Origin of the sequence: Campylobacter sp. B0100352/1, assembly GCF_020135855.1 — a bacterium.
Lineage (GTDB): Bacteria > Campylobacterota > Campylobacteria > Campylobacterales > Campylobacteraceae > Campylobacter_D > Campylobacter_D taeniopygiae.
Genome location: NZ_JACHTP010000003.1, coordinates 1 through 21,988, shown reverse-complemented (window position 1 = coordinate 21,988; position 21,988 = coordinate 1). Strand labels below are relative to the sequence as shown.

24 protein-coding genes and 1 tRNA gene are annotated in these 21,988 nt (G+C 28.4%); all 25 read left to right on the top strand.

Going from position 1 to position 21,988, the window contains the following annotated elements; genetic code table 11:
• The first annotated feature begins 2 nt into the window (after positions 1 to 2).
• The gene (gene selD / locus H2279_RS01535; protein ID WP_337195363.1) at positions 3 to 1,025 is read left to right on the top strand and encodes a selenide, water dikinase SelD; all 1,023 of its coding nucleotides are present in this window, start codon (positions 3 to 5) and stop codon (positions 1,023 to 1,025) included.
• Positions 1,026 to 1,065: 40 nt separating this feature from the next.
• Positions 1,066 to 2,535, top strand: coding sequence for a sodium/proline symporter PutP (putP, locus tag H2279_RS01530; protein WP_337195362.1), 1,470 nt, complete (start codon positions 1,066 to 1,068; stop codon positions 2,533 to 2,535).
• Positions 2,536 to 2,587: 52 nt separating this feature from the next.
• Positions 2,588 to 2,682: transfer RNA gene (locus tag H2279_RS01525), tRNA-Sec, on the top strand.
• Positions 2,683 to 2,708: 26 nt separating this feature from the next.
• The gene (locus tag H2279_RS01520) at positions 2,709 to 3,959 is read left to right on the top strand and encodes an adenylosuccinate synthase (protein WP_137623053.1); all 1,251 of its coding nucleotides are present in this window, start codon (positions 2,709 to 2,711) and stop codon (positions 3,957 to 3,959) included.
• Positions 3,956 to 4,384: a flagellar export protein FliJ gene (locus tag H2279_RS01515; RefSeq protein ID WP_337195361.1), complete on the top strand. Its 429-nt coding sequence runs from the start codon at positions 3,956 to 3,958 to the stop codon at positions 4,382 to 4,384. Before H2279_RS01520 ends, H2279_RS01515 begins: the two co-directional genes overlap by 4 nt.
• Positions 4,377 to 4,895 carry a MotE family protein gene (locus tag H2279_RS01510; RefSeq protein WP_137623051.1) on the top strand — a complete coding sequence of 173 codons (519 nt, stop codon included), beginning with the start codon at positions 4,377 to 4,379 and terminating at the stop codon, positions 4,893 to 4,895. The genes H2279_RS01515 and H2279_RS01510 overlap by 8 nt, the downstream gene beginning before the upstream one ends.
• 57 nt (positions 4,896 to 4,952) lie before the next feature.
• Positions 4,953 to 5,504, top strand: coding sequence for a DUF507 family protein (locus tag H2279_RS01505; RefSeq protein ID WP_137623050.1), 552 nt, complete (start codon positions 4,953 to 4,955; stop codon positions 5,502 to 5,504).
• Between the two features lie 3 nt (positions 5,505 to 5,507).
• The gene (gene carA, locus H2279_RS01500) at positions 5,508 to 6,626 is read left to right on the top strand and encodes a glutamine-hydrolyzing carbamoyl-phosphate synthase small subunit (protein WP_337195360.1); all 1,119 of its coding nucleotides are present in this window, start codon (positions 5,508 to 5,510) and stop codon (positions 6,624 to 6,626) included.
• A 2-nt stretch (positions 6,627 to 6,628) separates the two neighbouring features.
• Entirely contained in the window at positions 6,629 to 7,294 is a 666-nt protein-coding gene (locus tag H2279_RS01495) for a sulfite exporter TauE/SafE family protein (RefSeq protein ID WP_337195359.1), read from the top strand.
• 187 nt (positions 7,295 to 7,481) lie between these two features.
• The gene (ccoN, locus tag H2279_RS01490; RefSeq protein ID WP_137623048.1) at positions 7,482 to 8,948 is read left to right on the top strand and encodes a cytochrome-c oxidase, cbb3-type subunit I; all 1,467 of its coding nucleotides are present in this window, start codon (positions 7,482 to 7,484) and stop codon (positions 8,946 to 8,948) included.
• Positions 8,949 to 8,960: 12 nt separating this feature from the next.
• A complete protein-coding gene (gene ccoO / locus H2279_RS01485) occupies positions 8,961 to 9,626 on the top strand; it encodes a cytochrome-c oxidase, cbb3-type subunit II (protein ID WP_137623047.1) in 666 nt (221 codons plus the stop codon).
• A 4-nt stretch (positions 9,627 to 9,630) separates the two neighbouring features.
• A complete protein-coding gene (locus H2279_RS01480; protein ID WP_137623046.1) occupies positions 9,631 to 9,894 on the top strand; it encodes a cytochrome c oxidase, cbb3-type, CcoQ subunit in 264 nt (87 codons plus the stop codon).
• Positions 9,894 to 10,760, top strand: coding sequence for a cytochrome-c oxidase, cbb3-type subunit III (gene ccoP / locus H2279_RS01475; RefSeq protein WP_137623045.1), 867 nt, complete (start codon positions 9,894 to 9,896; stop codon positions 10,758 to 10,760). The genes H2279_RS01480 and ccoP overlap by 1 nt, the downstream gene beginning before the upstream one ends.
• On the top strand, positions 10,757 to 10,978 hold the full coding sequence (locus tag H2279_RS01470; RefSeq protein WP_137623044.1) for a DUF4006 family protein: 222 nt from the start codon (positions 10,757 to 10,759) through the stop codon (positions 10,976 to 10,978). The genes ccoP and H2279_RS01470 overlap by 4 nt, the downstream gene beginning before the upstream one ends.
• Positions 10,975 to 11,076, top strand: a complete 102-nt coding sequence (locus H2279_RS01465) for a hypothetical protein (protein WP_137623043.1) — start codon at positions 10,975 to 10,977, stop codon at positions 11,074 to 11,076. Before H2279_RS01470 ends, H2279_RS01465 begins: the two co-directional genes overlap by 4 nt.
• On the top strand, positions 11,073 to 11,663 hold the full coding sequence (locus tag H2279_RS01460; protein ID WP_137623042.1) for a hypothetical protein: 591 nt from the start codon (positions 11,073 to 11,075) through the stop codon (positions 11,661 to 11,663). Before H2279_RS01465 ends, H2279_RS01460 begins: the two co-directional genes overlap by 4 nt.
• A complete protein-coding gene (locus tag H2279_RS01455) occupies positions 11,656 to 12,177 on the top strand; it encodes a FixH family protein (RefSeq protein ID WP_137623041.1) in 522 nt (173 codons plus the stop codon). The genes H2279_RS01460 and H2279_RS01455 overlap by 8 nt, the downstream gene beginning before the upstream one ends.
• Positions 12,174 to 14,537 (top strand): PD-(D/E)XK nuclease family protein, encoded by a 2,364-nt coding sequence (locus H2279_RS01450; protein WP_337195358.1) that lies wholly within the window; start codon positions 12,174 to 12,176, stop codon positions 14,535 to 14,537. The genes H2279_RS01455 and H2279_RS01450 overlap by 4 nt, the downstream gene beginning before the upstream one ends.
• Positions 14,534 to 17,299, top strand: a complete 2,766-nt coding sequence (locus H2279_RS01445) for a RecB-like helicase (RefSeq protein WP_337195357.1) — start codon at positions 14,534 to 14,536, stop codon at positions 17,297 to 17,299. Before H2279_RS01450 ends, H2279_RS01445 begins: the two co-directional genes overlap by 4 nt.
• Before the next feature lie 236 nt (positions 17,300 to 17,535).
• The gene (locus tag H2279_RS01440) at positions 17,536 to 17,790 is read left to right on the top strand and encodes a hypothetical protein (protein ID WP_337195356.1); all 255 of its coding nucleotides are present in this window, start codon (positions 17,536 to 17,538) and stop codon (positions 17,788 to 17,790) included.
• On the top strand, positions 17,772 to 18,176 hold the full coding sequence (locus tag H2279_RS01435; protein WP_337195355.1) for a hypothetical protein: 405 nt from the start codon (positions 17,772 to 17,774) through the stop codon (positions 18,174 to 18,176). Before H2279_RS01440 ends, H2279_RS01435 begins: the two co-directional genes overlap by 19 nt.
• A 162-nt stretch (positions 18,177 to 18,338) precedes the next feature.
• The gene (locus H2279_RS01430; RefSeq protein ID WP_337195354.1) at positions 18,339 to 18,920 is read left to right on the top strand and encodes a hypothetical protein; all 582 of its coding nucleotides are present in this window, start codon (positions 18,339 to 18,341) and stop codon (positions 18,918 to 18,920) included.
• Positions 18,902 to 21,283: a hypothetical protein gene (locus tag H2279_RS01425; RefSeq protein WP_337195353.1), complete on the top strand. Its 2,382-nt coding sequence runs from the start codon at positions 18,902 to 18,904 to the stop codon at positions 21,281 to 21,283. The genes H2279_RS01430 and H2279_RS01425 overlap by 19 nt, the downstream gene beginning before the upstream one ends.
• 38 nt (positions 21,284 to 21,321) lie before the next feature.
• Complete coding sequence (locus H2279_RS01420; RefSeq protein WP_337195352.1) at positions 21,322 to 21,753, top strand: hypothetical protein; 432 nt, start codon at positions 21,322 to 21,324, stop codon at positions 21,751 to 21,753.
• 70 nt (positions 21,754 to 21,823) lie between these two features.
• Positions 21,824 to 21,988: ankyrin repeat domain-containing protein (locus tag H2279_RS08880; protein WP_442862183.1), on the top strand; the 165-nt coding region annotated here is incomplete at its 3' end.

The following is a 21,988-nucleotide window of genomic DNA, read 5'->3' as shown; positions in this document are numbered from 1 at the left end:
ATTTGGAGTATAAAAAACAAAATTTAACCCATTTTGTAAAAGCGGCAGGTTGAGCAGCAAAACTAAGCCCGGGTGGCCTTAAAACAATTTTAAATTTTATGCAAAAATCTCCAGCTTTGCTTAGTGATATCGGCAATAATGAAGATGCGAGTGTTTATAAAATCAGTAATGATTTAGCTCTTGTTCAAACTCTTGATTTTATCACTCCTGTAATCGATAGTGCTTATCATTTTGGTGCTATTGCTGCAGCTAATGCCCTTAGTGATGTATTTGCTATGGGGGCTGAAGTAATAAATGCCTTAAATATAGTAGGATTTGATGCCAAAAATCATTCTTTAGAGATACTAAAGGAGATGTTAGAGGGTGCTAATGATAAAGTAAATGAATGTAAGGGTTTGATTGTTGGTGGGCATACAATTGAAAGTTCAGAATTATTTTTTGGACTCAGTGTTACTGGAAAAGTTCATCCTGATCGTTTTGTTGCTAATAATCGTGCAAAATTAGGTGATAAAATCATTTTAACTAAGCCCTTAGGAGTTGGAATTTTAAGCACAGCTTTAAAGGCGGATTTTTTAGAAGAAAAACATTTAAATTCTATGGTTAAAAGCATGATGTCTTTAAATTTTAAGGCTAGTCAAATTGCTTTAAAATTTAAAGTCCATGCTATGACTGATATTACAGGATTTGGCTTTTTAGGACATTTAAGAGAAATGTTAAATAATCAAATTAGTTTTGAAGTTTTTAAGGGAAAAATTCCTTACCTAGATGGAACTTTGAAATATTATAATATGGGATTAATTCCGGCTGGAGCGTATAAAAATTTAGAATTTATTCAAGAGATGGATTCTGATTTAAATGAAGAAAATTTATTGCTTTGCGATCCTCAAACTTCAGGAGGACTTTTGATTGCCATAGATGAAAATCAAGCTTTGCAATGTCTTGATGAGTTAAGAAATGAAGGCATAGAGGCAAATATTGTTGCCCAATGTGTTTTGGCTTCAGAAAAGAAATTTATCTTTGTTTAAATTAGTGTAAAAATTAAGTTTAATATTTTTAAGGAAAAAAATGGAAGTTGTTCATATAAATATGGCCATTATAACAATGTTTTCAGTTTATACTTTTTTAATGCTTTTTATAGGTTTTTATTTTTATAAACAAAATAAAAGTTCTGAAGATTATTTCTTAGGAGGAAGATCTTTAGGGCCTACTCTTTCTGCTTTAAGTGCAGGTGCTTCTGATATGAGTGGTTGGCTTTTGATGGGTTTACCAGGAGCTTTATATATCGGTGGTTTGATCAATTTTTATATTGTGATAGGATTGATTATCGGTGCGACTTTAAATTGGATTTTTATAGCAAAAAGATTAAGAATTTATACAGGCATTGTTGCAAATTCCTTGACGATTCCTGATTATTTAGAAACCCGTTTTGATGATAATAAACATATTTTGCGTGTGATTTGCGCTATTGTTATTTTAGTTTTTTTTACTTTTTATATTTCTTCAGGCCTTGTGAGTGGAGCAAAACTCTTTGAAGGTGTTTTTCAAATTCGTTATGATTATGCTTTAATTGCTGGAACATTGATTATTGTTATTTATACTTTTTTAGGAGGATATAAAGCAGTTTGTTGGACGGATATGATTCAAGGACTTTTGATGCTTGGAGCGCTAATTGTTGTGCCATCGGTTATGCTTTATCATTTAGGAGGCATTTCTAAGGCATTTTCTATTGTAAAAGAAATCAAACCTGAGGCTTTATCTATAAATCATGTGAGTTTTGTAAGTATTATTTCTGCTCTTGCTTGGGGGCTTGGATATTTTGGACAACCTCATATTTTAGTGCGTTTTATGTCAATTAGATCGGTTAAGGATATTCCTATTGCTACCTTTATAGGAATTGTTTGGATGAGTTTGTGTTTATTTAGTGCTTGTTTGATAGGGATTTTAGGTATTGCTTATATCTATAAATTCCAACTTAGCTTGCAAGATCCTGAGAAAATTTTTATACTCATGTCTCAACTTTTATTCAATCCTTGGGTTGCAGGAATTTTACTTTCTGCGATTTTAGCTGCTATTATGAGTACAGCAAGTTCGCAACTTTTAGTATCGAGTTCGACTATAGCTGAGGATTTTTATAAAAAAATTTTTAAGAAAAATGCATCCAGTAGGGTGGTTTTAAATTTAGGAAAAATAGGTGTTTTAATTGTAGCCTTGGTTGCTTTTTTTATTTCTATGGATAAAAATTCAAGCGTTTTAAGTATAGTTTCTTATGCTTGGGCTGGTTTTGGTAGTAGTTTTGGTGCGGTTATTATTTTTTCACTTTTTTGGAAAAGAATGACAAAATTTGGTGCTATTGCTGGTATGATTTCAGGTGCTTTAGTAGTGGTATTATGGAAAAATTGCGTTGATTCTAATTTATATGAAATGATACCTGGTTTTTTAACAGCTTCTTTGGTTATTATTTTTGGGAGTTTATTGACTAAGGTAAGCTCTGGTTCAAAAATGGCTTATGAGAAAATGCTTAATGAAATTCCTTAATCTTAATTTTATTTTATTTTTCAATAAAAGTCGCTATAATTAAAAGTTTTTTGGAAGATTAGCGTATCTGGTGATCGCCACTGACTTCAAATCAGATGAAAGGGTAGCTGGCTATTCTTTGGGGAGTTCGATTCTCTCATCTTCTCGCCGTTTAAAGATTGAAGGAATAGGTCATGAGTAAAGCAGATATTGTTGTTGGTATCCAATGGGGCGATGAAGGCAAGGGTAAGATAGTTGATAAATTATGTGAAAATTATGATTTTGTTTGCAGGAGTGCAGGTGGACATAATGCGGGGCATACCATTTGGGTTCAAGGTGTAAGATATGCACTTCATTTAATGCCAAGCGGTGTTTTAAATACAAAGTGCATCAATATTATAGGTAATGGTGTTGTCGTTTCTCCTGAAGTTTTAATTGCAGAAATGGCACAATTTGAAAATTTAAAGGGCAGATTATATATTAGCGATAGAGCACATCTTAATTTAAAGCATCATTCTTTGATAGATATTGCAAAAGAAAAACTCAAAGGCAAGGATGCTATAGGAACAACAGGAAAAGGAATAGGCCCTTCTTATGCAGATAAAATCAATCGCACAGGACATAGAGTTGGAGAGCTTTTAGATCCTCAAAGACTTCATAATGCTTTAATGAAAGATTTTGAATTAAATAAAAGTTATTTAGAATTTTTGGGTGTTGAAATTCCTGATAGTGATGATTTATTAAATGATCTCAAGAGATTTAGTGAAATTTTAACCCCTTATATTACAGATACAACTAGAATGCTTTGGAAAGCTTTGGATGAGGATAAAAAAGTCCTTTTGGAAGGAGCTCAAGGCTCCATGCTTGATATTGATCATGGAACTTATCCTTATGTGACAAGCTCAAGTACAATTTCAGGCGGTGCTTTAATCGGACTTGGTTTAAACCCTAAAGAAATAGGAAATATTATAGGCATAGTAAAAGCCTATACAACTAGAGTGGGCAATGGGGCTTTTCCTACTGAAGATAAAGGTGAAGATGGAGAAAAAATTGCACGTATTGGAAAAGAAATCGGCGTAAGCACTGGACGTAAAAGACGCTGTGGATGGTTTGATGCTGTAGCGGTAAGATATACGGCAAGATTAAATGGTTTAGATGTTTTATCTTTAATGAAACTTGATGTTTTGGATGGTTTTGAAAAAGTAAAAATTTGCCGTGCTTATGAGTATAATGGAATGGAAATTGATTATATGCCAAGTGATTTAGAAAATGCTAAACCTATTTATGAAGAAATGGATGGTTGGGATAAGGTTTTTGGAATCAGGGATTATGATTTATTGCCAGAAAATGCCAAAAAATATATCGCTAGATTAGAAGAGCTTTGCGGGGTTAAAGTGAAATTTATTTCTACAAGTCCAGAAAGGGAAGATACGATTGTTTTATGAAAAGCAAATATAATTCTGTTGTCAAGGTGAAAAAACAGCAACTTGATAAAGCCGAATCTAATTTAAATCAAGCCAAGCAAAGACAGCTTGAAAATGAAAGACTTTTAGAGCTTTCAAGAAAAGAATGTGAAAATTTAAGCGTTTTGCCAAAATCAGGTTCTGTAAATGAATTAAGATCTAATTTATCAATGAGACAAATTGGCAGAGAAGCAATGTCTAGAGCTAAAGAAAGAGTAGAGCTTTCTAAAAAAGAAATGATGCATTATCAGTTTTTATATAAAAAAGCTCATTTAGATTATGAAAAAATGAAGGTCTTAGAGGCTGAAGAAATCAAACAGAAGAAAAAAGAACTTGCTAAAATTGAAGAAAAATTTCTCGATGAAATTGCAATCAGTCGCTTTTTTAAAAAGGATAAAAATGACTAAAAAATGTATTTTTTTAATTTTTTGCTTGACTGCACTTTTTGGAGCTGATCAAAATTGTGAAGAATATTTTGAATCTAAAAAGGCACAACTAGAATTACAAACAAAAGAATTTGATGAAGCTAGGCAATCTTTAGAGGCCTATAAGGCTTCTTTTGAAGCTTTACAAAAAGAAAGAATGGATGCTTTGGTAAAAAAAGAAGCGGAAGTGAATGCTACTTTAGCACAAATTCAATCCTTAAAAGATCAAAATGCTAAACTTTTAGAAGAGCAGCAAAAAATTCTAAATTCCATCAATAAAAAAACAGAAGGTAGAGTCAAAGAAATTTATTCTCAGATGAAAGATACGGCTATAGCTGATGTGTTAAGTCAAATGGATGCTGAAGATGCTAGCAAAATCATGTTTTCGCTTGATTCTCGTAAAATTTCAGGAGTTCTTTCTAAAATGGATCCTAAAAAAGCAAGTGAATTAACCTTGTTGTTAAAAAATTTAGATAATAATAAGACTCATTAAATTTGTTTTTTAACATAAATATATTATTATTTTAAATTATAATTTAAAGGTTTGAAAATGCGTATAAAATTACCACATATACCTTATATCACAAATAAAATAGTATTAGATTTAGCCAATTCTTCTTTTGTTGAAATTAAAAGCAGTATGGAAGAACTTAATCCTTGTGTTGCAAAGATTTTAGAAAATGATGTCTTAAGTGAAAGAAAACTAGATGAAAAAACTAAAGAACTTTTAGAAGAACAAGAAGATGAAATGGAGCTTATGCAAGTTGATAGAAAAAATATGTTTTGGCTTGTGAAGAAAAAACTTGCACCTCAATTTGATGTTATTTTAAATTTAGAAGATCGCCATAATCGTTTGGCACATAGGATTTTAGAAGAGCTCATAGAAAATGATTTTATTAATTTTATCGTGAGTGAAAATAGAGTAAAAAATTTAATTTTTTCTAGCATTGATAATTATCTTAAAATTTATGAAAATCTAGAAGATGAAGTGTATGAGAAAATAAGCAATTATAAGACCAAGCCAATTCCAGGTAGCGAAGAATATGAATTAATCTTTGAAAAACTTTATCAAGAAGAACTTAGAAAAAGAGGAATGTTTTAAATTATGAAAGCTTATGTTTATTTAGAAAATGATATTTTTTTAACAGCTAAAGCTTTTGGTAAAAATGGAACTTTCTTTGGAGAGTTAGTTTTTAATACTTCTTTAACCGGATATCAAGAGATCATTTCAGATCCTTCTTATGCGGGACAATTTATCGTTTTTTCTATGCCAGAGATCGGTATAGTGGGAACTAATGATTATGATAATGAAAGCAAAGAAGTTTTTGCAAGTGGTATTTTAATACGAGAATTAAGTTCTACTTTTTCTAATTTTCGTGCTAAACAAAGTTTGGATGAATATTTAAAAAGACATGAAAAAATAGGAATATATGATCTTGATACAAGATTTTTAGTGAAAACAATTCGAGATTTTGGAAATTTAAGAGCTGTTGTATCGACTGAAATTTCAAACAAAGAAGAACTAAAAAGTGCTTTAGAAAAATCAGCAAAAATCGATGAAGTTAATTTTGTTAAAGAAGTCAGCACAAAACAATCTTATGTCCATAAACAAGGTGTTTGGAATCATACAACTCAAAGTTATAATGAAGCTAAAAGAAGTGCAAAAAAAGTTGCTGTTATCGACTATGGAGTTAAGATCAATATCTTAAATGAACTTGTTGAAGCAGGTTTGGAAGTAGAGGTTTATCCTTATAATGTTAAAGCGCAAGAACTTATAGATCTTTATAAAAAAGGTGAAATTCAAGGAATATTTCTTTCCAATGGTCCTGGAGAGCCAAAAATTTTAAAACAAGAAATTGCAGAAATTGAAAAAATGGCTAAAGCAAAAATTCCTATATTAGGAATTTGCCTAGGACACCAGCTTTTAAGTAATGCTTTTGGTTATGAAACTTATAAAATGAAATTTGGTCAACATGGTGCAAATCATCCTGTTATTAATTTAAATAATAAAAGCGTTGAAATTACAGCACAAAATCATAATTATAATGTTCCTGAAGAGCTTTGTGAAGTTGCTTATATTACCCATCGAAATCTTTTTGGAGATAATGTAGAGGGTGTTAAATATAAAGATTATCCTATTATATCGGTACAGCATCATCCAGAAAGTTCTTCTGGTCCTCATGAGAGTAAATATATTTTTAAAGAATTTATCGATTTGATGTGATTTTGCTAAATATTGATTTTTTTGTTATTTTCAGTGTTGCTTTTTTATCAAGTTTTGGACACTGCTATGCTATGTGCGGAGGTTTTACCTTAGTCTTTATGAGGTTGAATTCTTCACACAAACATTTATTTTTACTAACTTTTTTGTATCAACTATCAAGAATTTTAGCCTATATTTTTTTAGGAATACTTTGTGGGATTTTTGGAAATATTTTAGCGATTAATGCTAAAATTCAAAGTTTTTCATTTTTTATCATCGGTATTTTTATGGTTATTTTAGGCTGTGCTTTAATTTTTAGAGGTAGTCTTTTAGCTTTTTTTGAAAATAATATAATAATTCACTCTTTGTTTAAATTTGTAATGCAAAAATCGATGAAGTTTAAAGGCGTTAAATCTGCATTGATGTTAGGATTTGCAAATGGCTTTGTTCCTTGTGGTTTGGTTTATTTTTTTTTAACGGATGCTCTTAAAAGAGAAAATATTTTAGAAAGTATGCTTATTATGCTTATTTTTGGTATCTCAACACTTCCTGCTATGTTATTTTTTGCTAGATTATCTCAAATTTTAAACGAATTTTTAAAAATGATTTTTAATTATATGGCTTATATTATTATTATTATCTATGGATTGCATATTAGTTATATAGGTTTTATTACTTTTATAAAATAATTTTATTTATATTTTTTAATTTGATTAGTAAATTTTATTTTATTTTTTTAAAGCAAAATGCTGAAAATATCGATAAATTCTTAATTTTAAGATGTAATAAATAAAACAAAATTATTTTTTTAAGAAAAAATGTATAATTAATAGTTTATAATGTTATCAATGAATAAAATGTTAAGGAGAAAAAACTATGCATCCAGGTAATGCATTAAGTTATGACTATACAGTTGCTAAATGTTTTATGTTTGCAACTGTATTGTTTGGTATTATTGGTATGGCCATAGGAACTTTGATAGCTTTTCAAATGGCATATCCTGATTTGAATTATTTGGCAGGAGAGTATGCAACCTTTTCAAGATTAAGACCTCTTCATACCTCAGGGGTTATTTTTGGTTTTATGCTTTCTGGAATTTGGGCCACTTGGTATTATATAGGACAACGTGTTCTTAAGGTAAGTATGGCTGAATCAAAATTTTTAATGGCGGTAGGAAAGCTTCATTTTTGGCTTTATATGTTTACGATGATTGTTGCTGTTATTTCTTTATTTTTAGGAATTACAACTTCTAAAGAATATGCAGAGCTTGAATGGCCTTTAGATATTTTGGTTGTTATTGTTTGGGTATTGTGGGGTATGAGTATTTTTGGTCTTATTGGAATCAGACGTGAAAAAACTCTTTATATCTCTCTTTGGTATTATATAGCAACTTTTTTAGGTATTGCTATGCTTTATCTTTTCAACAATATGGAAGTTCCAACTTATTTTGTTGCTGGTATGGGAAAATGGTGGCATAGTGTATCAATGTATGCGGGAACTAATGATGCTTTAGTTCAATGGTGGTATGGACACAATGCGGTTGCTTTTGTTTTCACTGTTGGTATTATTGCTCAAATTTATTACTTTTTACCAAAAGAAAGCGGTCAGCCAATTTTTTCTTATAAACTTTCTTTATTTGCGTTTTGGGGCTTGATGTTTGTATATCTTTGGGCAGGTGGACACCATTTGATTTATTCAACTGTTCCTGATTGGATGCAAACTATGGGTTCTGTATTTTCAATAGTGCTTATTTTACCTTCTTGGGGATCAGCGATCAATATCATGCTTACAATGAAAGGTGAGTGGAGTCAGCTTAGAGAAAGTCCATTGATTAAATTTATGATTTTAGCATCAACTTTTTATATGTTCTCGACATTAGAAGGACCTATTCTCTCTATAAAATCTGTTAATGCTTTAGCACATTTTACTGATTGGATTCCAGGACATGTTCATGATGGAACTTTAGGTTGGGTAGGCTTTATGACTATGGCCGCACTTTATCATATGACACCTAGATTGTTTAAAAGAGAACTTTATAGCAAATCTTTAATGGAAATTCAATTTTGGATCCAAACTACAGGCGTAGTGCTTTATTTCAGTTCAATGTGGATTGCAGGTATCACACAAGGTATGATGTGGCGTGCAGTTGATAAATACGGTAATCTTCTTTATTCATTTATCGATACAGTTGTGGCTATAATACCTTATTATTGGATTAGAGCTATTGGTGGTTTATTGTACCTTATTGGTTTCTTTATATTTACTTACAATATTTATAAAACAATTGCTTGCGGAAGAGTGCTAGATAAAGAGCCAAAAAGTGCTTCACCTATGGCAGTGTAAAAAGGAGGAAAAATGTTTAGTTGGTTAGAAAAAAATCCATTCTTTTTTGCTGTGGCTGTTTTTGTTGTAATTGCTTATGCTGGTATTGTTGAAGTTTTGCCTAATTTTACTGAAAATGCAAGACCTATTGAAGGAAAAAAACCTTATACTGTTTTACAGCTTGCAGGGCGTCAAATTTATATAAAAGAAAGTTGCAATGCTTGCCATTCTCAGCTTATACGTCCATTTAAATCTGAAACTGATCGTTATGGAATGTATTCAGTTAGTGGCGAATTTGCTTATGATAGACCATTTTTATGGGGTTCAAAAAGAACAGGTCCTGATTTAATGCGTGTAGGAAGTTACAGAACAACTGATTGGCATGAAAATCATATGTGGGAGCCTACTTCGGTAGTTCCACATTCTATTATGCCAGCTTATAAGCATATGTTTAAAAATGATGCTGATATAGAAACAGCTTATGCTGAAGCTTTAACTGTAAAAAAAGTTTTCAATGTGCCTTATGATGTACCAGGTGGCGTAAAACTTGGTTCTTGGAAAGATGCCCAAGAAGAAGTAAAAGCGGAAGCGCAAACTATAGTTGATGAGATGAAAAATGAAGAAGTGAAAAAAGCTTTTGCCAAAGGCGAAATTAAAGAAATTGTTGCTTTGATCGCTTATTTAAATAGTTTAAAGTAAAATGATGGAACATTTATTAATTTTATTAGATGTAATTAAAAAATTAACTACTCTTAATTTGAGTGAAATTAATCAACACGAGTGGAGAATTTTCCAAGCTTATGGATTTTTCCTGCTTGTTGTTTTTTTGTCATTGGTTTTGTATTCATATTTGTATCATCTTTATAGAGCGGAGAAAAATGGCGAAAGAAATTATGAAAAATATGCAAACCTTGTTTTGGATGATAGTATCAATGATAGTGTTTTAGAAAATAAAAGGAGTGCTTGATGCAATGGTTAAATTTAAAAGATAATACTAATTTATTGTCTTTGATTGGAGCTGTTCTTATTGTTCTAATCACGCTTATAATTGTAAGCAGAATGTTTAGAAAAATGAAAGAAAAAAAAGGTGAAGCTGAGCTTAGTGAACATGAATGGGATGGAATAGGAGAGTATAAAAATCCTATTCCTTTAGGCTGGGCTATTGTCTTTTGTCTTACTATTGTTTGGGCAATTTGGTATTTCTTGTGGGGATATCCTTTGAAATCTTTTTCAAGTATAGGTCAATACAATGAAGAAGTGCAAGCCTATAATTCTAAATTTGAGAAAAAATTTAAAAATTTATCTGCTGATGATAAAAAAGATATGGGCGAAAATATTTTTTTAGTTCAATGTTCTGCTTGTCATGGCATTACTGCTGATGGAATCAATGGTAAAGCTCAAAATTTAAATATTTGGGGTAGCGAAGAAGGAATTATTAATACAATTGTACATGGTTCTAAAGGGATGAATTATGAAGGCGGAGAAATGCCAGATGCATCTGTTTTAGGCATAGCAAAAGAAGACATTCCAGCAGTTGCTGCTTATGTTGCACAAGAAATCTCAGCGATTAAAAAAACTAAAAATGAAAAGTTAGTAGCTAGAGGAAAAGAAGTTTATGAAACTTGTGCTGCTTGTCATGGAGCTGATGGAAAAGGAGGAGAGGGTGGAATGTTTCCTGATCTTACAAAATATGGTTCAGCAGAATTTGTAGTCGATGTTTTAAATAGAGGTAAAAAAGGTTTTATAGGAACTATGCCAGCATTTTCTACTTTAAATAACGTGCAAAAAGAAGCTGTTGGCGAGTATGTAATTTCTCTTTCAAGGGGTAAATAATGGAAAACACAAATAGATGCGTATTTTCTTTTTCAGGTATTACAGGAATGCTTATTGCAACTGTGTTATTGATTGCTATTTTAGTAGTGCTAACTATTTTTGGAATCAAAGCTCAACGAGAAGTGATGCAAAAACCTTATAGTCTTAAAGATATTCAAAGTGTAAAAATGTTAGGTTCAAAAGAGCAAGATCATAGAATTATAAAGGATGCACAATGAGTAAAGCATTAGAGTATTTAATTGTTATTGGACTTATCACTACTGCGGTAATTACTGCTTGGTCGGTATTAACTGCTAATCACTTGCACATAGGATGAAAAAAATATTACGAGATAGCTTATTTTTAGCTATCTTTTTATTTTTTCCTTTGAGGGTTTTTGCTCTTGATTATGTGGTTTTTAATGAAGGCGTATTGAGTCCAAAAGTTGTTCAAGAAATTAATTTAATAGGCAAAGAACTTGAAGAAAAGAGTCAAATTTTTGCAGGAGTAGCTATAGGCGATAATATGGATTTTGAAACTTTGTTTAATATGCAAAAAACACTGCCAAAGTCTTACATTCTTCTCATTTTATCTAAAAAATCGCATAGAGTCGATATAGTTGGTTCTAAGGGTGTTCTTAATTTAATTGATAAAGAAGCTATATTAAGTCCTTATCCAGGAACAGGTTCGATTTTGCCAATTTTAGCAACACAAAAAGGCGATATTTATAATGCTGCTATTTTAAATGGCTATGCTGATATAGTCGATCGCATAACCCAAGCTAGAGGGATTACATTAAATTCTTCTATAGGTAATACAAATCGTGATACAATAAATATTTTAAGAATTTTAATCTATGGTTTTGTTTGTTTTGCATTACTTTATTATACACAAAGAAGAATGAAGAGGAAAAGAAATGGATAAGAAAAAAACTTTTTGGCCTTATGGTTTATTGATTGCTTTTTTATTGATTATAGGGGCTTCTGTTGCAACCGTTGTTATTTCAAGCGATTATCCTGTATATGAAGATGATTTTTATTTTGATTCTTATCAAAATGTAGAAAATAACTATAATGAAATTCAAAAGCAGCAAGAAAATTTTAATAAACTTTTTAAGGTTGATTTTGAAAATAAAAATTTACAATTGCTAGGTGCTAGGAAAATTCCTGTTTATAATATTGATTCTAATTCTTATGTAGCTAATTTCAAAATAGAATCTTTAGGAAAAGCAGATATTCAAAATTTAAAGTATGAAATTTTACTTACTAGACCTCATACAAAAAAAGATGATCAAAAATTACAAGGACAAATAAAACAAGGAATTTTAAGCATCACCTTTCCTTCTAAAATCGAAGAAGGTAGATGGCAATTAAAATTTAAGCTGATTGCAAATCCTCAAACAATAGGCTTTTTTAGTTATGAATTATACGCTAAATGAAGCTTAGAATATTTGGTTCTACAAGGAAGATCAAAGAATATTACGATCAAAGCAAAGCTTTAAATGCTTTGCTTGATAATGCTATAAGCATACAAGATTTTCTAGAGAGAGTATGTTTAGTTAATTCTCATAAGGCAAGTTCTTATGAGAGTTTGCTTTTAATGCAAGAAGCGTGTTTAAAAAGTAAAAATTTAGAGAAAGAATTAGGAATTAGTGCTGATTTTTTTACTTTTTTAAAAAATAATGAATATTTATTCTCTTTTTTCAAAGAATTAAGCTTAGAGAAAAAAAGTATTGATGATCTTAAAAATAATGATTATTATGCAAGTTATAATGAACATTTAGAAATTTTAAAAGAAGTATTTGATCATTATCTTGCCTTGCTTAAAAAGAATCATCTTCATGATGATTTATCTTTGGTGAAAGATTATTCGATTAATTTTGATTTTATAGATGAATATGATGTTATTATTTATAATTTAGAGGGTTTTTTAAGTAAATTTGAAGAAGATTTGTTTTTGCAAATTGCCGACTACAAAGAAGTGATTTTATGTTTTAGGGTAAGTCGGTTTAATTATGAGTATTTTTCCAAATTTGATTTTTTAAAAGAAATAGATCTTGAAATAGAATTTTATTATGAAGTAAGTTTAAATGAAGGAAAAATTCTTAAAAAAGAGAAAATTTATACTCAGAACTCACAAGTTAAAGTCAAATCCTTTGAAATTAGAAGTTTGCAATGTGCCTTTGCAATGGATGAAGTTTCTCATTTTTTAAGGGAAGGATTAAAGCCTGAAAATATAGTTATTATAACACCAGATGAAAGTTTTTGTGATCTTTTAAGATTGTTTGATAAAAACAATATGTTTAATTTCGCTAGTGGTATTAATATCAAAGAGAGTTTATTTTATCAAAAACTAAAAATACTTTATGATTCTGCAAATTCTGAATCATTTTATTATCAAAAGCAAGAAGATTATTTTTTAAATGAAGATACAATTTTTGATTATCATAATACTTTTTTGCATTATTTAAATCTTGATTTTGAAAATTTTAAGAGTCAATTTGATCAACAATTTAATTTTGAGCAGTTTGAAAATTTAATAATTCAATTTTTAGAAAATGAAAAACAAGAACTTGTCAGCATTATCCAAAAAGAATTGTATTTTATCAAGGATTTGTTAAAAAATCAGTCTTTGAAATTTAAAGAATTACTCCAGCTTTTTTTTATACACATTTCAAATTTAAATTTAAGTTATGTTGGCGGCGGAAAAATTACCGTTATGGGGCTTTTAGAAAGCAGAGGACTTCATTTTGATGGAGTTGCAATTGTTGATTTTAATGAAGATGTGATTCCTAAAAGAAGTATTAATGAGCTTTTTTTAAATAATGAAATTCGCAAAAAAGCAGGGTTAATCAGCTATGAACGAAGAGAGAATTTGCAAAGATTTTATTATGAAAATTTAATCAAAAACGCTAAAAAAGTAAGCATTTCTTATGTTGAAAATGAAGAGCAGAGAAAATCACGTTTTTTAGATGATCTTGATATAAAATATTTTTATGAAAAACCAAATTCTAAAACTTATTTAGATGCATTAAAGCTTGATTATCAGAGTGCAAGATTAAATTTAGAGCCTATTAAAGCTCCTATTTTAAAGCACGATCCATTTGAAAAACCTTTATCTTTTACTCGCTTTAACTTACTCCTAAATCAAAAAAGAACTTATTATTATCGTTATATTTTAAATTTAAAGGAAGCTAGAGCCTTAAGTTATGAAAGCAATTTTAAACATGAGGGCAATTTTATCCATAAGATTTTAGAAATTTACTATAAAGAAAATTCAAAAAATTATTTTGATTGTAGTATTTTTAATAAATTATTACAAAGGGAAAGTTCAAAATATGGCATCGGCGATTTGGAACTCGAAATTTTAAAAATACGATTTGAAAATTTTTACAAAAATGAACAAAAGCATTTTGATGAAGGATATAAGGTTGATAAACTAGAATTGTCTATTTCTAAAGTTTTAAATTTTAAACAAGAATTTATAAAATTAATAGGAGTTATTGATAGAATTGATCATTGTGCGGGTGAAAATTTTATTATCGATTATAAAAGTGGAAAAATTCCTACAGATTCTTATCAATTAGCCTTTTATCAAGTTCTTTATGATGAGAATGCACAAGCTTTTTTTTATGATTTAAAACGTATGAAATTTACAAAAGAAAAAGCTAAAAGTTTGATTGATTTGAAGGAAAGTTTAAAAAATTTACTAGATGAAAGTAAAGAAGAAATGGAGTTTGAAAACAAAAAAGATGAATATTGCCCTTATAGGTTGATTTATAAAAAGGAAGTGAAATGACTTTTGAGCCTTTTTTAGCTTTAGAAGCAAGTGCTGGTAGCGGTAAAACCTTTGCTTTGAGTGTTCGTTTTATAGCTCTTATTTTAAAAAACGCAAAAATAAATGAAATTTTAGCTTTAACCTTTACTAAAAAAGCTGCTAATGAAATGCAAAAAAGAATCATTGATACTTTTTTAAATTTAGAAAGCGAAGAAAAACAGAGTGAATCTCAAGAATTATGCCGACTTTTAGATGTGGAAAAAAAAGAACTTATAGCCTTAAGAGATACTAAAAGAAAAGAATTTTTAAGACAAGAGTTAAAAATCAGCACCTTTGATGCTTTTTTTAGCAAGATTGTTAGAGCTTTTGCTTTAAATTTGGGACTTAGTAGCGATTTTAATATTAGCGAAGAAAAACTCGATATCAAGGCTGTTTTTTTAAGGCTTTTAAATAGAGAAGAATTAAAAGATTTAGCTTATTATTTGGTCAATATAGAAGAAAATCAAGATTTTTATAATGAATTAGAAAGATTTTATGAAAACGCTTACCATAAAGATTGTGTAAAAATTCCAAATCCATCAAAAGCAAAAATAAACAAAGCTTACAATGATTTAAGAACGTATTGTTTAAGTTTAACTCATGTTAAAAGATATACAAATTTAATACAAAATTTTAAAAATGAAACTTTGGATTTAAATGAATTTATCAAAACAAGTTTTATGTCAAAATTTGATGAAACGGAATATTTGCAAAAATTAAACGATGAGGATACAAATTTTAAATTAAAAAGAGAAGAATTTATCAATGCTTTAAATGGTTATGCTATTGAGCTTGAGCAATATAAAATTGCTAATTTAATAAATCTTTTAAATTATTATAGTAAGGCAAAAAATTCTATACAAAAAGAAAAAAATGTTTTAAGTTTTAGTGATATTAGTCGAAGAGTTTTTGATTTAATCACAAGTGATTTTAAGGATATGATTTATTTTCGCTTGGATGGATATATTTCTCATTTGCTTATCGATGAATTTCAAGATACAAGCGTTATACAATATAAGATTTTATATCCTTTAATCGCTGAATTAGTTTCAGGCGAGGGCGTGAAAAAAAATAGAACTTTTTTTTATGTTGGAGATAAAAAACAAAGTATTTATCGTTTTAGAAAAGGCAAGAAAGAGCTTTTTGATTTATTGCAGCTTGATTTTAAGCAAATCAAAAAAGATCAACTTAAAGTCAATTATCGTTCTAAAGAAAATTTGGTTTATTTTGTCAATGAAGTGTTTAAAAATAAAATAAAAGATTATATGCCACAGCTTTCTTTGGAGGATAAAAAAGGAGGCTTTGTACGCGTTGTTGAAACAAAAGAAACTAAAGCCAAAGATCAGTTTCAAGAAATAAAAGAAAAAGTATTTGAAACTTTGCTAGAGCAAATTTATTTTTTAAAAGATAGAAATATTTCTTTAGATGATATTTGTGTTTTATGTTGGAAAAATAATGATGCAGATATGATTTTAGAATTTTTACAAGAACACAAAATTCAAGCATTTACACAAAGCAATATTTTGCTTGAAAATAAAGCTAGTGTGAGGGTTGTTTTAGAATATGCAAAATATTGTATTTTTGGAGATGAGTTTTATTTGCATTTTTTAAAAGAATTTTTAGGATTTGAACCTTTGAGATTAAATCTTGATTTAGCAAGAAGTGCTATAGAAAATTTACTTTATTTGATTAAAAATTTAAGACTTGATCTTAGTGATATTGCTTTAATCCAATTTATAGAATATGCCAGAGAAAAAGAGGATTTTTTAAAACTTTTATTTGAACCTTGTCCTTTAAAAATTATCAATGAACAAAATATGGGGATAAGCATTATGACTGTGCATAAATCCAAAGGTTTGGAATTTAAGCACGTTATTTTGATAGACAGTCTTTCAAAAAATAATACAAATAGCGATAATATCATGCTAGAATATGATATCAATCAAGGTTGGCAACTTCATCTAAGAGATAATATACGCAAATTAACTAAAGAGTATAATTATCAAGCTTTTATAGACAATATAACCAAGGCTGATTATGAAGACGATATGAACAAACTTTATGTGGCTTTTACCAGAGCTAGAGATTCTTTGATTGTTATTAAAAGAAATAGTGAATTTAAGCATGGGAGTTATCCTAGTTATTTAAATTCAATGCTTGAAATCAATGAGCAAGAAATTGGAACATTAGAATTTCAAAATTTATATGAGCAAAAAGAGGAAATTTTGCCTCCTGCTTTGAAAGAATTTGAAGAGGTTGGTTTGCAAGAAATTGATCATGATGAAAAATTAGATTCTAAAGAAATTTATTTTGGAAACGCTTTTCATTTTTTTATGCAAAATTTAAAACTGCCATATGGAGAAAATATCGAATTAGCTTATCAAAATACTAAGAGTAAATTTAGGTATTTTTTGGATGATGAAGAATTTGAAACATTGTTTGTAATAATTAAAAATTTACTCAATAACAAAGAATTTCAAAACCTCCTTGAAAATAAAAAACTTTTCAAAGAACAAACATTGAGTTTTCAAGGAGAAATTAAACGACTAGATTTGCTTGCTTTAGATGATAAGGAAGCGATAATTATAGATTATAAAACAAGCCTTGCAATGGAGGATAAGCACAAAGAGCAAATTTGTGAATATAAACTTGCTGTGGATGAAATCTTGAAAAAAAATTCAAGAGCTTTTGTTGTTTATTGTTTAAAAGATAAAATCTTAATTAAAGAGTTATCTAAAAAATAAAACATTCATGTTTTAAAATTTATTGAAAAATTAAAAGTATTCTAAAGCCGCATTTTTCTAAGAGTTTAAAAATATTATTTAAAAATCAATCATTTTCTTACTATATTATTTAATAAGTTAAGACTATTGAAATATAAACAGAAAAATAATTTTAAACTTGTCAAAATATTATAAAAAGATGATAAAATAAAAAGCTTTGCATCAATGGCTTAATGGTTTAATATAAAAGGATGAATATGGATTTTTATACTATGCATGAAAAAAATGGTAAGCTTTATTTCGAGATAGAAGGGGATAATCTATTTGAAGATTTTTTGGAGCTTATGAGTGAAAAAAGTGTATTTAATGTGCATAAAGAAGGAGAAAATACACTAACAATCAATTCCGTTGAAATTATTTGGCTTTATGAAAATAAAAAAATATCATTATTACAGAGTCATCACTTTTTGCTAAAGGTACAATCGAGTTTGCTTTGGAAAATTACAAAATAATTTTCGAAGAAGAAAATAAAATACATGATGAACAAGATAATGAAGAAAATGAAAATTACAGTGATGTTGATAATTTCATGGATCCTGAGGAAAAATCTTTAAGAAATTATCTAGAAAATCATAAACACAATGTTTTAATAGGTGCTTTAAGTTTTACTCAAGAGGAATTTATCAAACTTTCTTCAAAAGATTTCAAAAGAGTGCAAGACTATATCGATGAAGCTTTGCAAGAGGATGTTTTAAAGCATCTTGATATTTGCAAAATAGATGATGCTAATTTGACAGTGTTTAAAGTAAAACCTTTAATGCAAGAATTAAACATTGAAACAAATTTCATAAAATCTAAAAATTTTATTACAAAAAACATTAAAGAGTATTTTTTTTGATCTTTTAAAAGCTGATGCAAATATAGATTTTGAAGATGCAGAAAGGATTGCAACAGTATCACATATTTATTATTTCTTACAAAGTGAGCTTTGTGAGAAATACAATAAAAAAAGAAAGCTTTAGTATTTAATAATCAATTAATTGAAGATTTTTGCTCCTCTTTGCCTAATTATAAAATTTTAAATAAAGTTAATTTGGCTTTGCAAGGCTGTCAGGTAACACGAGGTAAAAATCGTATTTTCATGCTTGATGATATTGAAGATTTATATGAAGATTGGGACAAAGAAGAATATATAGAAGTTTTTATAACAGATAATAAAAATGGAAGAAAACTTATAGCCTATGATGTATATGATTTAAATTTAAGCGAAAAAGAATTAAACCAAAAAATCGATATTTTTAAAGAACAAGTTAAGCAATTTGGAGAGAAATTTAATTTTGATACAATAGAAACTTTTTTAAGCGAACGTTTTCAAGAAGAAAGCGATCCAGATCCGCTTAAAGATAATGAAGATATAAATTTAGATAATGAAGATAATCAAAATCCAGATTCCAAAGATGAAAACGATGATATTAAATTCATTCCTTTAAGTCTTGAAGAACAAAAAAATATAAGAGAAATTTTGAATTTAGATGAAAGTAAAAATATTGAAAGTTTCCACCAAAAGATTATAAATAAAATCTTTTCTGATATATTTGTGAAAGATTGTGCGGCGAGAGTTCATTGGCGAATAGTATTTTAGATGATGACACTATGTATAATTTAATCCATGATCAAATTTTTGAATTTGTAATGGGAAAAAGTGTGAGTAAAAATACTTTTAAAAAGATCAATATCCTTACTTTTATGCCTGTTTTCAAAACAAAAGAAGATGAAAGATATTACACATTGGAAGTTGAAGACAAACGCATTGCCTTTAAATTGAATCAAGATTCTTTTAAAACTTTATTAAAATGTGGCGTGGTTATTACAGAAAAACATTTAAAGCAATTAAAAGAAGCAAAGGATCTTTTTGCTTTATTGCATAAATTAAATGTTAAATTCTTTAATGAATATTTGCACGTTCATAAAGGACAAAAATGCACCACAAGAAAAGGCGGCCTTATTTGTTTAAATGATTTAAGAAAAATAGATGATTTAGAAGATTTTTTACAAAGCCATCCACGCTTTGTAATGTTAGAACAAATTTTAGAAATTCTAACTCAAATAAAAGACTTAAATTCATCACAAAAAGAAGAATTTTTACAAAATTATGATTTTAAGAATTGGGAATATGAAAATAATGAAATTTTTATTTATGACAAAGTAGAAACAAAATATAACAATAGCATGCGATTTATCAATAGCAAAAAAGAAAACCGAAAACCAAAATCAGAGATCCGTTTGCTTGCTCATACTCAAATAGATTGTAATGAGCAAGAAATAGAAGAGCAAGCGGTAGAATTATTTGAAGGATTTTCACAAAATGAAGCAGAATTTGCTCTCATTATGATTTTAGATTATTTAAATATGGTGCAAGAATCTGAATTTGATATTATTTTAGATGTTAAGATAATAAAAAGTCCTCAATTTCATGCAAATACGAATTTTTATCAAAGTTTAGATGAATTTTTAAAGAAAGAAGAAATATTTAATATCATTTTTATCCGTGATAGTAATGAAATTTTTTATTATCTAAGTAAAGTTTTTAGAATATTAAGATTTAAGATAAATTTTAATTTTTGTCTCAAAAATACAGACACAGAGCTACAAGTTTTTGTTATAGAAAATGAGCAAAACAAAAATTTAAAAACAGCTTTATTTATTGGTGCTAGTGTTGAAGAAATTGGAATATTGAAATTTATAAAAGAGAAAAAATTTAATAAAAATGCCCTTCCATTTATGGCCAATTTATATGTTGAAATAGATGGGGCAATGGCTTTAAATTCTTGTTTTTATCAGGGTCGTTATACTCTAAAACATAAAGATGAATTTATAGAAATCGACAGATATATAGGTCATATTTTTTCTTTTTGCGAGGATTATTTTTCAAAATATTTAAGAAGTGATTTGAAAAAAATCGTTGTTGGTTATATGGGTAGAGAGCTAAGCGAAAAATATGAATACGATGGAGAAGAATATGAAGAAGAATATGATGAAAAAGAATATGAAGAATTTAAATGTTATTTTGATGAAAAATTTCCATCTTATATTGATTTTTATACAAATTTTTGCAGTAGTCTTTTTGTTCATGAAAAGGATGATGTGCTTTATATTATGTTTTGCAAAGATAAAAAGATATATACTAATTCTAGCTTAGAATATGATTTTAAATATATCGATAAAGTCATAAGAAAATATTTTCCATTTTGCACACAGGAATTTAAATTTTATTCCAACAGTCCTTATGCATTTTGCGGTTTAAAAACGTCTTATATACAAGAAGAGCTTCAAATAGAAAAATTAAAGATTAATAAAAATGAATTTGAATCTGAAAATTTTATTTCTTTAGAAAGTGCAAAATTGGCTAAAAATTTGTATGATAATTTAAAACCTTTTGATGGATTAAATGCTTTAAAATTTTATGAAGAATTTAAGAAAATTTATTTAACCCCTATGCAATTTTTAAAAGAAGAAGATAAGGAATATACAGAATTTGAGATAGATATAAATATTCATGATGAATCAAAAAGAGGTTATATTAGCTTTCGTTTTGAGAAAGTATTTAGAACTTTCCTTGAATATGAATATATAGCGGGTAGTTTGAATATGGTTATCAAATTTCGTAAAACTAGCGAATCTAAATTCAAATCTCAATCTTATTCTAGCCTCGACAACGAAGGCGAATTTGTAAAATTTGCGGGCTTAGAAGAAGTGGAGGAATTGGAAGATTTGGAGCTTAGTTATCAAGATCATGAAATAAGAAATAAAAAGATTTTCGAATTTATAGAGCAAAATAATGCTTTTAAACATTTTTTTTATGATGAAAATTATAAAGAATTTGAAGTGTCTTTTAGTAGCGCACATCAAGATTGCGATGTTGTTTGGATTGATAATGTATTTACATTACAAGAAAACAAGCAATTATCATTTTTGGATAAAATTACATCTTTTTTTAAGAAATAGAAGGTAACATTTTAAAAATGCAAAAAAAGGAAAAACAAATGAAAACTTTAGAAGAAATTCAAGCTATGGATGAAGAAACGGCAACGGAGATAGGTTGGGAGTTTTTTGATCTTATTAAAGATAATAAACTTAAAGAAGTTAAAGAGTTTTTAAAAGATTATCCCGTGCCTGAAGTATTTTTAGAGAAATGTTGTAAGATATATTGGTGTAATCATCCTATACCTTTTTTTAGCCCTAGTTCTACTTTAGCTTGGGCAGGGATCGCTTATGATAAGAGTCAAAGTTTTGAAATGATGGAGTATTTTGAGAGTTTAGGACTTAAAGCTGATGATGAGTGTTTAGGAAATAATGCTCTTACTGATTATATTGGAGTGGGTGGAAAAAATAAAAAAATGATTGATTATTTTTTTAAAAAAGGATGTAAATTTGAAGTTTATGATGAAAAAGGTGCCACCCCTTTGCATTCTTAGATATTGCTTGGTGACCCTGAGTCTGTAAATTTTTTAGAAGTGGCTTTACAATTTGGTGCCGATGTAAATTATGAGAAGGATTAAAACAGAACATGAACATAGTCATATCGATGCAGGAAAAACCCTTTTACATATAGCTGCAAGATCTAAGAAAAAACCTGTTGAAACTTGTTTGGAAATTTTGATCAAATATGGAGCTGATGTCAATGCTGCTAATTGCACTATCAATAAAACT

What these genes read in the sequence shown, in the direction of transcription:
- ccoN (WP_137623048.1), top strand. Translation starts at nt 7,482, where the DNA reads ATGCATCCAGGTAATGCATTAAGTTATGACTATACAGTTGCTAAATGT.
- H2279_RS01455 (WP_137623041.1), top strand. Translation starts at nt 11,656, where the DNA reads ATGGATAAGAAAAAAACTTTTTGGCCTTATGGTTTATTGATTGCTTTT.
- H2279_RS01440 (WP_337195356.1), top strand. Translation starts at nt 17,536, where the DNA reads ATGGATTTTTATACTATGCATGAAAAAAATGGTAAGCTTTATTTCGAG.
- H2279_RS01450 (WP_337195358.1), top strand. Translation starts at nt 12,174, where the DNA reads ATGAAGCTTAGAATATTTGGTTCTACAAGGAAGATCAAAGAATATTAC.
- ccoP (WP_137623045.1), top strand. Translation starts at nt 9,894, where the DNA reads ATGCAATGGTTAAATTTAAAAGATAATACTAATTTATTGTCTTTGATT.
- carA (WP_337195360.1), top strand. Translation starts at nt 5,508, where the DNA reads ATGAAAGCTTATGTTTATTTAGAAAATGATATTTTTTTAACAGCTAAA.
- H2279_RS01520 (WP_137623053.1), top strand. Translation starts at nt 2,709, where the DNA reads ATGAGTAAAGCAGATATTGTTGTTGGTATCCAATGGGGCGATGAAGGC.
- ccoO (WP_137623047.1), top strand. Translation starts at nt 8,961, where the DNA reads ATGTTTAGTTGGTTAGAAAAAAATCCATTCTTTTTTGCTGTGGCTGTT.
- H2279_RS01505 (WP_137623050.1), top strand. Translation starts at nt 4,953, where the DNA reads ATGCGTATAAAATTACCACATATACCTTATATCACAAATAAAATAGTA.
- H2279_RS01465 (WP_137623043.1), top strand. Translation starts at nt 10,975, where the DNA reads ATGAGTAAAGCATTAGAGTATTTAATTGTTATTGGACTTATCACTACT.
- H2279_RS01480 (WP_137623046.1), top strand. Translation starts at nt 9,631, where the DNA reads ATGGAACATTTATTAATTTTATTAGATGTAATTAAAAAATTAACTACT.
- H2279_RS01515 (WP_337195361.1), top strand. Translation starts at nt 3,956, where the DNA reads ATGAAAAGCAAATATAATTCTGTTGTCAAGGTGAAAAAACAGCAACTT.
- H2279_RS01460 (WP_137623042.1), top strand. Translation starts at nt 11,073, where the DNA reads ATGAAAAAAATATTACGAGATAGCTTATTTTTAGCTATCTTTTTATTT.
- H2279_RS01420 (WP_337195352.1), top strand. Translation starts at nt 21,322, where the DNA reads ATGAAAACTTTAGAAGAAATTCAAGCTATGGATGAAGAAACGGCAACG.
- putP (WP_337195362.1), top strand. Translation starts at nt 1,066, where the DNA reads ATGGAAGTTGTTCATATAAATATGGCCATTATAACAATGTTTTCAGTT.
- H2279_RS01510 (WP_137623051.1), top strand. Translation starts at nt 4,377, where the DNA reads ATGACTAAAAAATGTATTTTTTTAATTTTTTGCTTGACTGCACTTTTT.
- H2279_RS01445 (WP_337195357.1), top strand. Translation starts at nt 14,534, where the DNA reads ATGACTTTTGAGCCTTTTTTAGCTTTAGAAGCAAGTGCTGGTAGCGGT.